The following is a 13,484-nucleotide window of genomic DNA, read 5'->3' on the forward strand; positions in this document are numbered from 1 at the left end:
TTCTGTGTGAAAAGTTTGTTAGAAACTTTTCAACTTTACACCATTATCTCAATTTTATGAGGAATCCAAAAGTAGACGGGTTATTTACCATTTACCATCATAAGAACTTACCACCTTATATTTGATACTTTAATTATACCAAAAAATAGCTATAAAGTCTGTATCTAAAGAGACTTTATAGCTTCTAAAACAAATATCCAGGGCAAATGCCCAGGACTTTGTCTACATTCTGAATGGAAGCAAATATCCATTATTTGTTTCCACTGTTTTCCATACTTGTTTACAACTCTAGTAAAGCTATATCGATTTTTCGCTGTACAAGATAACAATCATATAACATCTTTGCCGGAATCTGCCTGATTTGAATATTCTCAAGACCAAGTGCCTCAAGCATAGGTATCTTTACTGTACCCTTCTTTATTATTTCATCTTTATCCGTAGGCATTAAGAAACAGTTCTTAACCACATCTATATTATGTGCCTTGATGAAGTCCTTGTATGCCAACTGATACAGATACTGTTTTGTTACATCACCAACACCCGGATTGCCTCGAAGGGACTTACCCTTTTCAAGCTGAATATTGTAATACTTGGCATCAAAAATAAAGAATTTATCCTCTGCACCTATCTGTAGAATACTTATAAGGTCAGGTATTAATGTATCTCCCGCCTCTTCAATTATATCATTACCTTCCCATATAGGCTTTTCTATAATATCTATTAAAGACTTATTCTTTCTGTCTTGGAATTTTTCTGCAAGTGGAACTGACATCTTAAGCTTACTAAGTTTGATATTAAGCTTATTATCAAATACCTCTGAACAGACTTCTTCCCAAACAGCATGGTAAGCGGTTGTTCCATACATACTGATGCCATTACTCTCCTCAAGCATTTTTCTATCCTGTGAAATATATGTATAGATTGTCTTAAGAAGAATCTGTCTGCGAGTATTAAATTGTATATTTAATTCTTTATGTATACGCTCAAGGATATAATCCTTATCCCCAAAATCCAACAGTGTCTCTTCCGTCAGTTCAAGAGTATCCATATCAAATATGGTATCTAACTGCGCATCATGAAGCTGCTTCGAACATTCTGTAAGAACACACTCATGTAATCTCTTGAAATAATCCATATCATCATCTACGGTCTTTTCAGTATACAACTCCATGTAATATGGACGATTCTCTTCGATAAGAGCAAAGCTCTCATCAATTGTCTTGCCCCAAAGGATTTCTCCGTCTCCATTTATTTCAATGATATCTTCACTGTTTGTATAAATATTATTTTCATAATAATCATTAAGCAGGAAAAGAATAACTGCCAGTATATTATAGCTACGGTTTTCGTCAACTCCGTTAAACACATTTATTATCTGCTCTTTGGAATGGCTATATTTCTCAAGTACCTTTACCACCTGTTTCATTTCTGTAAGTGGCTCATCCTTCTTGGATAACAGATACTTCGGATAAACTTTAATAATACGGCTACCATAAGTTAGGATTCCTACATATGTAAAGACATAAAAGCAATCACCACTCTCGGCTGTCTCATCCTTAATTTCAATATCATCGTCCATTAAATCAGACATTTCAAGCTGATCAATTTTGTTCTTTACACTCTTTAATACACCGTAGGATTTCAAACTCTTTATGAATTTTTCAACCCCTGCTTCATCATAGCGAAAGATACTCTTAAGGTCATTCTTGGTATAACGTTTCTGTTCTCTAATAAAGCTTGAAACTATCTTCATTATGCATCATCCCTTTGACTATCATAAAATGCTTCTCTGAAAGTTGTTCCAAAAATACCTATACCAATCTTATCGAAAGCCTCACATACGGATGAATACTTGCTACTGTCACAACCATCAAAGAATCTGTGTTTACCCTGTTTAACTGCATCTTCATAAAGATACATTATTACCTTACTCTTGAATGTATCAATAAATCCGGCTTTATCAATAATCATGCCATTCTCATTAGACGCAAACACCTTCTTTGCTAAGAAGAATGGTCCCATAAGCTTGTCTTCGTTAATCTTGAAATCACTTGAGGACATTTTTGCGTTGATAGCCTTACGGAGTACATTCCACTCAATCGGCTCATCTAATCCTGCAAGAATAATTTTTCCAATTCCGGCTATTTTATTATCGTTTTTATTTATTCCAAGATACTCAAAGTTCCACCTTCTTTTGAAAGCTGTATCCATAGGAAATACACCCTGATCTGCGCTGTTCATAGTTGCCCATATGAACATATTATTCGGTATTTTTATACATTCATAATTATTTGGATTTCCTCCTAACACATCCGGTCTTGAAAGATATCTTCTTATATCCTCCGATGCATGAATTTCATATACACTAACACCATCATCATCACGGTCTAGCAACTGAAAGACATCTCCAAAAACTACTGCCACTTTAGCTCTATTTATTTCTTCTATAAGGAGTAAATGTGGCTGGGGGCTTTGAGTTCGGCCGCTTTTAAGTGCATTAACTAAAATTCTTATGAAGGGTCCTGGAACAAAATCATATCTTATGTCTTTTCCGTTTGCATCCATCACTGGTTTATAAGTTCCAACAAACTGAGAGTAAGAATAATCCGGATAGAAAGTTACACGTTCATACGAACCACTTCTATCTTTCATCAACTGCTTACAATCGTCTTTCAACTGAAAACTTTTTCCTGTTCCCGGAGCACCAAAGACTATACGATTTCGTTCTTCTTTAATATCAATATCCGTATTAAACTTAATAGGAATATATTTATTCATTATAGTTTGTTCCACACCATTATTATTTTCTTCCAAATATTTGATATAAAGCTTTATTGCTGAACTCATTCTATTATGTGCTGTTTGGTTCACTTTAGCTTTTGTATCAACTTCTTCTAGTGTAGTAACTACATACATATCGGTTGTAGCAAAAATAGAATGTTCAACACCTTCTATATCAATTTTTATACTTGAAAGTGTTGAAACATAAGGTTCAACCGATTCATAAGATTCTCCGGCTCCAACTGTACCATTTGGTTTCTTTTGTTTACTCAACCATTTTTTAAATTGCTCTTTATTCTGTTTCTCAAATTCATTTATATTTTCTTTATTTTTACGATATTGTAAAACTTCTTCATATGTCATATTTTTCTCAAGCATACATGACATTTTTCCAAATATTTGATTGCAAATATTTTGTTCAAAAATTTCTTTTACCTTTTTTTCTAAATCATTCTGGTGCTCCACCATAGCACGAAGTATTGCATATGCTTGCTTATCTGTAAGTGATTTTATAGCTTGATTCTGCTCTCCTTTTGTGTTAGGCCCGATACCACCGGCATCATATGCATCAATGTAAAAGCGGAACTCTTCTCTTTTAATTACGCCTTTTAATACCAAAATCATCTTGAGTCCAAGTTTAAAGTTTCTTGCATTGTTTTCATCATAGCCTTTGTCAAAAGGGGGATTAATAATTTGTGCAAGACCAATCAAGCCTTTATCCCAACTTACCTTATCACCACCAAGCTGAATAAATACTTTTGTACCTACCGTTAATTCATTTTCAAGTTGATTAAGTTGTTGTACAACAAAATCTTCACTTCCATCTTTTATTATATTTACTAAATCCACAAATCCCGGATCTGATATTTTCAATGCAAAAAAGCTCATTTTTAGGTCCCTCCTAACTCATCTTAAATAAGACGTCCGGCTCTATTTCCAAAGCACGTGCTATATCAAAAATAACATCTAGTGAAACAGATGTAACTGTGTTCATTGCTTCTATATTACTAAGATGAGTTCTACTAATTCCAATTTTATCTGCTAAATCAGCCTGAGTCATCTTCTTAAGTTTTCTTTGCAGAGCTATATTCAATCCGAGTCGAACATAATAATTTGTTCGTTTTTCATTTTTCTCTCCCATTGATATTACCTCACATCTCCTTTAAACAAACAAAAGAGGATTGATCCCCTTTTCACAACACTTCTATTTACTGTATTATTTCAAGAATGGCTTGTGCTAACATCTGTATCATAGGTACTGAAACCGCATTACCTGCTTGTTTATATAAATGAGAATCAGAATATAATTTTCCGTTATATTTTGTTGGCAACTCATAACCATTTCCAATAGGAAAACCTTGAAGTTTAAAAGCCTCTTCTGGGGTGATCTTTCTTATTCCATCATTTACTCGAATAAGTGGTACGTTATGACCGCCGGTTCCCATATTAGCTGTTAATGTTGGACATACATCACTTTTATTTTTCCTAACATATTGTCCTCTTCTGCACTGATAAAACTGATACATTTCATCGACTTGTTCATCCAAGTTGACTCTAATCTCTTTATCAGAATGTGCAAACTCTTCTTCTGTCATAAAATAATGAGGATACTTCATTCTCGTATAATAGTACTTTTCAGAATCTGCCATAGTTCTTGTATAATCTATTATTCTTTGTACATCTACCGCACGTTCAGCAGACGTTTTATGTACTTTGTGAAGTGCCAATTGTTCCGGGTGAAAAAAAGTGAATCTTTCGGCATCAACCTTATCTCTAAATCCTACAATGTATATTCTTTCTCGATTTTGTGGTAAGTCAGAATAATCCATAGTATTAAGAACTTTTTCATAAATTGTATATCCGCATTCTTCCAGTCTTTGTCTTATAATCCTATACGTTCTTCCCCCATCATGATTCATAAGGTTTTTTACATTTTCTAGTAATAACACTCTTGGTATGTAATATCTTTCACCTAGTTGTTCAATCAAATTTACAATACTTAAGAATAGGTTGCCTCGTGGATCTCTAAAGCCTTGCTGCTCTCCAGCAATACTAAATGCTTGACATGGAAATCCTCCATTTAAGATATCTATCGGTTGAGCCAAAATCTGCTCATGCAGATTTGCATATCTTTCATATTCAATATCTCTGTTTTTGATAAGTATGCTAAGTTTATCCTCTAAAACTGATTTCTTGCTTTCAACTTTTTCCTTATCAATATTCAAATGCATATCAGCTATTTCTTCATCGATACGATTTGGACATAAAATTTTCTCTATATCACCTTGTAAAAGAAGATGGTTGAAATTAGTGCGATATGTTTCGCAAGCAAATTCATCAATTTCATTCGCCCATACTAAATCATAGTGTTCTCTATCTGTTTGTGCATTATGGAAACCTTCACAAATTCCACCAACGCCAGCAAATAAACTACCTACTGTAAATGGCATATTAATTATTCCTTTCTCTTTTTTCCTATTATACTTCATTTTTTTAACTTTTGCAATGATATAGTTTGCATACAAGGAATATTTATAATGAATTATGCATCTGCTTCCTCATCTGAATCTGCTTTTTCCATATAATCATATAATTCTGATACTATATTCCAATTTTCTCGGTACTTCTCCAATTGCGTAAGATTCACTGACTCAATACTTGCATCATCCCACGGATCAATATCCTTCATCGGAATGATGTAGCACATTCCAATCTGTTTGTCTACGGCAACATAAATATCACAATCTTCTGATGTAATTCTTTTACCAATATTCCTTTCATTATGACTATCTATTCCTTTTCCACCTCGGTCTCTATCTCTAAAACTAACTGTAGTTTTTGTAACGCCTTTAACTTGAACTCTAAATATTTTATTCTTATAATCAATAACAGCATCATATCTACTTGATCTAACATCAACATTCGAACAATTAAAACCAGCTAATATAGCTCTCGAAACGAATAAAAATTGTGCAGAGTCTCCTGCATTAGCTGTCATTACACCACTTTCAACATTGTTCAAATTTACAAGAAAACCGTTTTGCAAAAGCATATATAGAGATTTCTTTGTTATATTCTTAATTGAAGTTCTTAAGAATTTTTTTCTTTCATCTGATATACTTGTATTTTTAAAAATCGTCTCTACTACATTTTGTAACATCTTTTCTGAATATTCATCTTTTAATTCTGAAAAAACTATAGCTTCCAAAACTTCCGTCAAGTCCTTTTTGTAATAAATATAAGTGTTTGCTATATCTACAATTTTATTTTTTTTAAAATGGAAACTCTCAAAGTCTTTTACTAAGGAAATTTTGAAAGTTCCCAATTCTTCAAATAATTTATTTTTCAGATATGTTTTTATATCTGTATTATCAAAAATGGCCTTATTAGGATTATTTTGCGAATCTATTTTAAACTGATTAATTCTTGTATTTATTTCTTTAATATTATCTGCAACATATAATTTTAAGTTATCTTTGTTTGTATAATTTATAGCCATGGTAATTCCTTCCTTTATCTTAATTCTTCTACCTTCAAATTAAATATCAGCAAAATATGTTTGTTTATTTATTAAAAAATTTATACTTTCAATTGATTTATTACAACTATCTCTATCACAACCATATCTAGTTAGTAATTTTTTATCATATCATGAGGTAGTTTATATCATTTACAAACCACACCTAGCTAAAATTCACTTTATACCATGCTTTTAAGCTAAAACGTACCCGTAAAACCCAGAGATCCCTTTATCATTAATGATTATACACGCCACATTCTGCTAAAACTTTTTGTGCACAATACCACATTTCTCTTGTGTAGAATTATTAACTTCAAAAAAGAAGGTAGCATAAAAGTTACCTTCTCAGTAATTATGTTTAGTTTTTAATCTTGCTACAAGCATATTGTCTACATATTAAATTAGCCTGTGAATATTACTCTTAACGCACAATTAAAGTATTTCAATTTCAATTTCTGTTGGCGAAATCCATCTTACTTTAATGTTATCGCCTTCCACTACATCAATTTGAGAAAACCAAGTTCCTAATGATTTCAAATCCCCATCTCCTGAAAATTGTTTTGCATACTTATCTCCTGCCGTTCTACAACCTTGGGCTCTTAAAGTACCTTGAAATAAATTATCGGCTGACCGACACTTAAATATATTTTCACCTAATATATCTCTTGTTTTAGTTCCGTTACTATTTAACAATCCAAAACGATATGCATAAATTGACGGAATAGGGATATATCCTTCTCCATAAATCTGATCACGAGATCCCGTATAACGATGTGTACCCCATTCTAGATGTGTTTTACGCAATGTAACAATATAAAAATCTTCTGCTTTTGCCATATTAATAACCCCCACTTCATAAATTAATTGTATGGATATTAAACAAAAAAATTAATTAACATAAAAGCATTATATACCCAACCGACAATTTTCACAAGCGTATTATAAAGTTAATAATAATAGGACATCTAGACTGTTCCACGGTACATCTCTATAATATGAATCCTTCTTCTGGTGCTAATGATAAAGCTAGTAATTAGAATTTAAAATAATCATCCATCTGCCTAATCAATCAAAATATTGTGTCTTAATTAACGCCTGTTCTTTTCTTGTTAAAATATTTGCACTCCCCCATCTATATCGATTACCTTGCGCCTCTAAGATCGATTGAAAAAATAATGGTACTTGGATAGTAAAATTTTAATTAATAGATTAAGTGATTGATTTAATTTAATTTAATTAATATCTGCATAGAAAACTTTAAAAAGGCACATTCTCAAAACTGAAAATGTACCTTTTTGCCCTTGATTTACCAAGTGTCCCGTCCCTATAAGTTATAATTTAAGCCACAAGCATTCATGCCTGCGGCTTATTGTTTAAGTGGAGATAGTGGGATTCGAACCCATGACCTCTTGAATGCCATTCAAGCGCTCTCCCAGCTGAGCTATACCCCCATATGGTCGAAAACCCTTTATTTATCTGGGTTTCCAGCATTTTACTTCTTTAATTCTACTTCTTCTTTGAGGGGTCGCACACCCGACATCTCGCGCTCCCAGCTGAGCTATACCCCCATGACGGCTATTATAACAAAGAGTAAAAAAAATTGCAACTAGATATTGCATTTAATAAAAAAAATGTTATAATACATTCAGAACAACTGCATACAGATGTCTTCAGGGCAGGGTGAAATTCCCGACCGGCGGTAAAGTCCGCGAGCGCTCAGAGCGCAGAATTGGTTAGATTCCAATACCGACAGTAAAGTCTGGATGAAAGAAGATGTGTTAAATGATGATAATACACCTGTCTATTTTTAACACCTGAAAGACACTCTTTCAGGTGTTACTTATTTTTCAGGAGGTCTGTATCATGAATATGAGCAGAAAAGCAAACAAGTTAACTGTAATGGCAATGTTGTGCGCATTGGCATTTGTAGCCGTAGTGGCAATCCGGATTCCGTTAATCCCTATCGTTCCGTTTTTGGAATATGAGCCAAAAGATGTGATTATCCTGACCGGTGGATTCTTATTTGGTCCTATGTCCGCAGCTGTGATCTCCATCATCGTCTCTTTCATCGAAATGTTTACAATCAGCAGCACAGGAATCATCGGACTTATTATGAACATCCTTTCCACAGTAGCCTTTGTTTGTCCTGCTGCCTACCTCTATAAGAAACACCATTCCATGAAGGGTGCCTTCCTTGGTATGATTGCCGGAACACTTCTTATGACACTGATTATGGTACTGTGGAACTATTTAATCACACCGATTTATATGGGTTATCCCAGAGAAGCAGTTGCGAAGCTTCTGCTCCCTGCCTTCGTACCATTTAATATGTTAAAAGGCGGAATTAATACGGCACTTACATTATTAATCTATAAACCACTGGTTACCACACTGAGAAAATCAAATCTCTTAAACTTTACTGATACTGCAACCGAGAAAAAACGTAGTTTTAATCTTGGTATGACACTGATAGCCGGAGTCGTTTTAGCTACCTGCGTTATGATAATTATGGTAATGAAAGGCGCAATGTAAAGCAAAAAATATAAAGTAATAAATGAAAAAAGGTAAAAGGTCCGCCCGGTACAAACCGGCAGAATCTTTTACCTTTTTCTTTATCTGGTAAATTCTCTCCAACGCTTCAGACTGTCTGTGGAAAATGTATATTCCGGCGTTACAACAGTATCCTTAATCTCATTGCTATAATACCATGGATCTGAATCGTGAAGGGGATTATTGAGCACATGAAACTCCTGCGCCGGCATATACCCCTGTGCCAGTAAAAAGCACCGGTTTCCCAACTCATCTTCTGCCACATCCACAACCATAACGCAATGTCCGGGACTTCCTCCCCGAATGAGCAAATCACCTGCCAGCACCTGGTTTAAATCAGTTCTGGTACACTCTTTCTCAAGAGAAAGCGTTCCTGCATAAACCATAACCTGCCGTAAATATTTTACAAAGCTTTCTTTGCTGTCATCATAAGCTGCCTTTTGCACCCAGGATACCTTATTATTATCCACCAGCAGACGCTTTCCGGCTCTCCATGACGGATAGTCCATAAAAAAACCATTGGTCAAATGAAATGCGATACCATCATAGGCTCCCACCGACCATAAATATTCCCCGTACATTCGTATAACGCTATCAGCACATTGCTGTAAATCACCTTCTACCAAAGGCATGGAAAATACTGCAGCGTGGACATCCTGGCGTCTTTTCTCCTTGCCGTCATATAAAAGAACGGGACTCTTGTCCGGTTTCATGGAATACTGTCTTAAATATCCCTGTAAACTTCCAGCTGGTTTCTCCAGTCTTTTATACCCGGCGGGAACCAGAAAACGGCTCTCCAGCGTAGAACCGGCAGGATCTAAAAGCGAAACCTTACCGCCGGCCACAACGCTTTTAGCCATTGTATTTTCCTTTTGGCTCTCTTCCAGAGAAACCATAGAAAGATCTTGTTCAGGCGCAGACGCATGAGGCACAGGCAGCTCTTTCAGTACAATCCCCGAATGACCTGACTGCACCGAAACAGCTGCCATACAAAGTATCGCCCCGGTTATCAATAAACTGATGGTTCGCTTCATAATAAGACCCCCCTGCATACTGGTAGTGTTTCCCACACTCTTTTCTAACATTGTAGCATAGTCTTATTTTGATTACCAGAAGGAATCTTAATGCTTAACTCTTACCCCTTAACCGCACCTGCTGTCATTCCGCCCATAAACTGCTTGCTTGCTGCCATATATACCAGGATAATCGGAACAATGGCGATGGCAGAACCTGCGAACAGAATGTTCCACGCTGCCGCCCCGTCTCCGGCATTCTGAAGAGCAACCACTCCTACGGTCAGGGGACGAAGTTTTTCATTGGTCATGGTAAAGATTAAAGGAAGGATGTATTCGTTCCAGCCGCCGCGGAACGATAACAAGGCGACACTTGCCAACGCCGGTTTTATAACAGGTAAAATAACTCTGTAGTAAATTCCGAAAAAGCTGCAGCCATCTATTTTTGCTGCTTCATCCATTTCCTTAGGGATGCTGTTCATAAATCCATGGATCAGGAATACATACGTTGCCTGGCCGCCACCGGCTGAGATCAGTATAATGGAGATCAGTGACTTGTTCATGTGCAGTTTTACAGCCAGTTCAAACAAAGGACGGAGTGCAACGCTGCCCACATTGATAAACATGAACATTACCATGGAATTATAAATAAGGCTTTTCAGCTTGAATTCTTTTCTGGAAAATACATAACCTGCCATACTGCTTACGGTAAGGGAAACTGCCATTACTCCAAAGCTGAGTACGAGGCTGTTCATGGTGTATCTTGAGAAATTCGCCATTTGCCATGCCTGCTTGTAATTGTCCAGAATGAATTTCTGGGGAAGCAGATTTACGCCGCCGCGCACCAATTCGTTATTGGTTTTAAAGGAACCAAACAGGATATAAATAACCGGATAAACAGTGAAAAATGCCAGTGTTGCAAGAAGAAGAAAAATGACAACATTAATCATTTTAGTCTTTTGGGATTCTACGGAATGCCCTGTTCTTTCTTTTGCCATTGTCTTCTCCCTCCTATGAAATGTCATCCATTTTTTTGCTGATCTTCAGATATATGATGGTGATAACTCCTACGATAAGCGCTGAAACGATACTGAGAACGGAGCCGTATCCGATCTGCAGCGGGGTTTTTGCTCTTGAAGTGCCAAATACCATCTGGAAAATGTAGGAAAACATCACATGTGTCCGGTTATTGGGACCACCTGCCGTCAATACCAGTATGGATTCATAATCTTTAAATGCAGTGGTAATGGCAAGCATGATAACCACTTTTAATACAGGTCCAAGCATTGGGAGTGTGATCTTGAAAAAGGTCTGGATTCCGTTTGCCCCGTCAATCTGAGCACTTTCGTATACGTCTGAAGGAATGCCTGCCAGACCGGAAATCAGGAGGATCATGTAGTTACCAAAACCTCCCCAGACTGCTACTATGACCACTGCTGCCATGGCGGTCTTTCCGCTACCCAGCCAGTCAATTGGCTGCTGTATTACCCCTATGCGCTGCAGGAATGCATTTAAAACTCCGTTATAAGTTGCGAAGATAAAATACCAGATCAGACTGTATACCGCTGAGCTGATGACAGTCGGCAGGAAATAGATTCCCTGCATCAGTCCGCTTCCAAACCGTTTTCTCTGTAACAGTACTGCTGTCATCAGAGAAAGAGGCAGCAGAAAGACAAGCTTTAAAATAGCATATTCAAAGGTGTGAAGAACACTATTCCAGTATATTCCATCTCCGGTAATACGTTTGAAGTTTTCAAATCCTACAAAATATGCCTTAAAACCATTGTAATCATAAAAAACATATCGAATCAGCCATGTAAATGGATACACCGACATTACCAGGATAAAAAAGATGGTGGGAATCAGCATCAGCCACATGGGGATATCACCATGATCCCAGCTCTTTTTGAACCGGCTTCCCAAAGATTTGTTTGAATTCATTTCCTTCACTCCTTATTTTTATTCTATAATCGTTTTCCGCTCCTGCCCGCCCAGTGAAAGAAAGGCTGCTGCAAGACAGCAGTTCTGTTTGCAGCAGCCGTAATACCAATTTACTTATCCAGATATTCCACTGTGCCTGCGCCTGGATGAAGAGGATCATAATCCTTAATAACCACACGTTTTGTCTTGCCCATTTTTACTTCTTTTTCCAGAGCATCATTATAGGTCTGATTTAATTTTGCAATTGTTTCATCAATAGATGGTCCTTCCGGGAGACATGCATTCCAAAGTGCATCTCTGTAATTCTCGCCATCAGGTGTTACAGATGGAGCAACCGGATATACTGCTTCATAATCAGCACCTGCAAAATCTGCCATTCTTCCGGTTTTGCTCTTATCAATTTTTGAATCCATATAGTTAGAAATTGGCAGAGAATAACCGCCTTCTAAATAACCTTTTAATACTTTTTCAGAGCCAAAGTATTCAATAACTTCCCATGATTCCTTCGGATGCTCGGTAAATGCACTCATCATCCAGCCGGTATTTGGAGAGCAGGTTTCCGCGCCTTTGATCTGACCGTCTAAAGTTGGCAGCTGTGCAACGCCCCACTGAATCTTAGCCGGGAACTGCTCAGTTAAAACGGTTGCTTCCTGGGATGCATTGCCGTGGATTGCTGCATGACCTTCTGCAAACTGTACGCGGACCGGGTCAATCTTCATGGAAGCAGAACCTGGGAATACGCTCTGATCCTGGAACATCTGGCGTACTGTTTCAAGGTATGGTTTAAATCCGGTAAAATCAAATTTGCCTTCTTTGTAGTTATATAAAGTAACTCCGCTCATTTCGGCAGAATGCTCCAGCCAGCGTTCGAAGGGGCCGCTTGCTCCTGGGAAAATGATGCCGTAATAATCGCCTTTTCCAGCCTCTGTAATCTTCTTTGCAATTTCTGGAAGCTCACTGACTTTTGTTGGTGGTTTCAGTCCCAGTTTATCAAATACATCTTTGTTGTAGATCATTCTGGAACCACTTCTTTTGCCGCATGGTACCCAGTAAATTTTATCTCCTACTACGTTGCAGCCTTCGTATAAGTGCTGATCAACCTCATTTACCTTTTTGAATTCATCAGTCAGATAATCATTTAAAGGCTGGATAATTCCATTATCTACGAAGTTTCTGAAATCATCTCCGTTGATCTGAGAGAATATATCCGGTGACTGTCCGGAATTAGCCGCCATGGACAGTAAGTTTTCGTAGTTCTCTGTCTGTACCACATAATCCAGTACGATATGATCATTGGTTTTATTAAATTCATCAACTACCTTATTCATGTACTCCAGATCATGCCGGTTATCTGTCCAGATGGTGATTTTCACCTTATCTGAAGAAGCGGAATCCTTTTTTGTTTCTCCCCCCGCTGCTGCAGTTGTTGTTTCCTTCCCGCCTGATGCCGGTGCCGCAGTGGTTTGCTCTGCACTCTTTGCCCCACATGCTGTTAATGCAGATGCCGCCATCATACAGGCCATGCTCATTGCTGCCAGTCGTTTTGTTTTTCTCATAATTTCTGCTCCCTTCTTTTTGTTAACTATTACCTTCTTGTTGGTGATGTGCCTTAATAATAAATCATTTCCCCGAATGAAAACACCACTTTTTCTACTATGAATGTAACATTTTTTACGAAA

Annotated in this window: 11 protein-coding genes, 1 tRNA gene and 1 riboswitch; of the genes, 1 reads left to right on the top strand and 11 read right to left on the bottom strand. The window is 36.9% G+C overall.

The genetic code is table 11. From position 1 onward, the window contains the following. Nucleotides 1-280 precede the first annotated feature (280 nt). The 7 genes from BXY41_RS10430 to BXY41_RS10460 all read right to left on the bottom strand — a co-directional run bounded on the left by BXY41_RS10430 (nucleotide 281) and on the right by BXY41_RS10460 (nucleotide 7,752). Complete coding sequence (locus BXY41_RS10430; RefSeq protein ID WP_104436789.1) at nucleotides 281-1,753, bottom strand: LlaJI family restriction endonuclease; 1,473 nt, start codon at nucleotides 1,751-1,753, stop codon at nucleotides 281-283. After that, on the bottom strand, nucleotides 1,753-3,669 hold the full coding sequence (locus BXY41_RS10435) for an McrB family protein (RefSeq protein ID WP_104436790.1): 1,917 nt from the start codon (nucleotides 3,667-3,669) through the stop codon (nucleotides 1,753-1,755). The genes BXY41_RS10430 and BXY41_RS10435 overlap by 1 nt, the downstream gene beginning before the upstream one ends. Before the next feature lie 13 nt (nucleotides 3,670-3,682). After that, nucleotides 3,683-3,922 (bottom strand): helix-turn-helix domain-containing protein, encoded by a 240-nt coding sequence (locus BXY41_RS10440; RefSeq protein ID WP_104436791.1) that lies wholly within the window; start codon nucleotides 3,920-3,922, stop codon nucleotides 3,683-3,685. A gap of 67 nt (nucleotides 3,923-3,989) precedes the next feature. Further along, a complete protein-coding gene (gene dcm / locus BXY41_RS10445) occupies nucleotides 3,990-5,231 on the bottom strand; it encodes a DNA (cytosine-5-)-methyltransferase (protein WP_104437093.1) in 1,242 nt (413 codons plus the stop codon). A 92-nt stretch (nucleotides 5,232-5,323) separates the two neighbouring features. Further along, nucleotides 5,324-6,280 (bottom strand): group I intron-associated PD-(D/E)XK endonuclease, encoded by a 957-nt coding sequence (locus BXY41_RS27005; protein ID WP_104436792.1) that lies wholly within the window; start codon nucleotides 6,278-6,280, stop codon nucleotides 5,324-5,326. 453 nt (nucleotides 6,281-6,733) lie between these two features. Continuing rightward, nucleotides 6,734-7,138: a hypothetical protein gene (locus tag BXY41_RS10455; protein ID WP_104436793.1), complete on the bottom strand. Its 405-nt coding sequence runs from the start codon at nucleotides 7,136-7,138 to the stop codon at nucleotides 6,734-6,736. A gap of 541 nt (nucleotides 7,139-7,679) precedes the next feature. Then, nucleotides 7,680-7,752 (bottom strand) — tRNA-Ala (locus BXY41_RS10460). Nucleotides 7,753-7,963: 211 nt separating this feature from the next. Continuing rightward, nucleotides 7,964-8,080, top strand: a riboswitch (FMN riboswitch). Between the two features lie 84 nt (nucleotides 8,081-8,164). On the opposite strand from BXY41_RS10460, the gene BXY41_RS10465 reads away from it, so the two are divergent. After that, nucleotides 8,165-8,833 carry an ECF transporter S component gene (locus tag BXY41_RS10465; protein ID WP_185140354.1) on the top strand — a complete coding sequence of 223 codons (669 nt, stop codon included), beginning with the start codon at nucleotides 8,165-8,167 and terminating at the stop codon, nucleotides 8,831-8,833. A gap of 80 nt (nucleotides 8,834-8,913) precedes the next feature. Here the strand turns inward: BXY41_RS10465 and BXY41_RS10470 are convergent, their stop codons facing one another. The 4 genes from BXY41_RS10470 to BXY41_RS10485 form a co-directional block, all read right to left on the bottom strand. After that, the gene (locus BXY41_RS10470; RefSeq protein WP_242980160.1) at nucleotides 8,914-9,885 is read right to left on the bottom strand and encodes a DUF4846 domain-containing protein; all 972 of its coding nucleotides are present in this window, start codon (nucleotides 9,883-9,885) and stop codon (nucleotides 8,914-8,916) included. Between the two features lie 101 nt (nucleotides 9,886-9,986). Further along, nucleotides 9,987-10,862, bottom strand: coding sequence for a carbohydrate ABC transporter permease (locus tag BXY41_RS10475; RefSeq protein WP_185140355.1), 876 nt, complete (start codon nucleotides 10,860-10,862; stop codon nucleotides 9,987-9,989). A 13-nt stretch (nucleotides 10,863-10,875) separates the two neighbouring features. Then, a complete protein-coding gene (locus BXY41_RS10480; RefSeq protein ID WP_104436795.1) occupies nucleotides 10,876-11,805 on the bottom strand; it encodes a carbohydrate ABC transporter permease in 930 nt (309 codons plus the stop codon). A gap of 110 nt (nucleotides 11,806-11,915) precedes the next feature. Further along, the gene (locus tag BXY41_RS10485; protein WP_170072312.1) at nucleotides 11,916-13,361 is read right to left on the bottom strand and encodes an ABC transporter substrate-binding protein; all 1,446 of its coding nucleotides are present in this window, start codon (nucleotides 13,359-13,361) and stop codon (nucleotides 11,916-11,918) included. Between the last annotated feature and the right edge of the window lie 123 nt (nucleotides 13,362-13,484).

Origin of the sequence: Lacrimispora xylanisolvens, from assembly GCF_002934545.1 — a bacterium.
Lineage (GTDB): Bacteria > Bacillota > Clostridia > Lachnospirales > Lachnospiraceae > Lacrimispora > Lacrimispora xylanisolvens.

Excerpts from the sequence above, each read along its gene's own strand:
- BXY41_RS10430 (WP_104436789.1), bottom strand. The coding sequence starts at position 1,753 with ATGAAGATAGTTTCAAGCTTTATTAGAGAACAGAAACGTTATACCAAG.
- BXY41_RS10435 (WP_104436790.1), bottom strand. The coding sequence starts at position 3,669 with ATGAGCTTTTTTGCATTGAAAATATCAGATCCGGGATTTGTGGATTTA.
- BXY41_RS10455 (WP_104436793.1), bottom strand. The coding sequence starts at position 7,138 with ATGGCAAAAGCAGAAGATTTTTATATTGTTACATTGCGTAAAACACAT.
- BXY41_RS10440 (WP_104436791.1), bottom strand. The coding sequence starts at position 3,922 with ATGGGAGAGAAAAATGAAAAACGAACAAATTATTATGTTCGACTCGGA.
- BXY41_RS27005 (WP_104436792.1), bottom strand. The coding sequence starts at position 6,280 with ATGGCTATAAATTATACAAACAAAGATAACTTAAAATTATATGTTGCA.
- BXY41_RS10470 (WP_242980160.1), bottom strand. The coding sequence starts at position 9,885 with ATGAAGCGAACCATCAGTTTATTGATAACCGGGGCGATACTTTGTATG.
- dcm (WP_104437093.1), bottom strand. The coding sequence starts at position 5,231 with ATGCCATTTACAGTAGGTAGTTTATTTGCTGGCGTTGGTGGAATTTGT.
- BXY41_RS10485 (WP_170072312.1), bottom strand. The coding sequence starts at position 13,361 with ATGAGAAAAACAAAACGACTGGCAGCAATGAGCATGGCCTGTATGATG.
- BXY41_RS10475 (WP_185140355.1), bottom strand. The coding sequence starts at position 10,862 with ATGGCAAAAGAAAGAACAGGGCATTCCGTAGAATCCCAAAAGACTAAA.
- BXY41_RS10465 (WP_185140354.1), top strand. The coding sequence starts at position 8,165 with ATGAATATGAGCAGAAAAGCAAACAAGTTAACTGTAATGGCAATGTTG.
- BXY41_RS10480 (WP_104436795.1), bottom strand. The coding sequence starts at position 11,805 with ATGAATTCAAACAAATCTTTGGGAAGCCGGTTCAAAAAGAGCTGGGAT.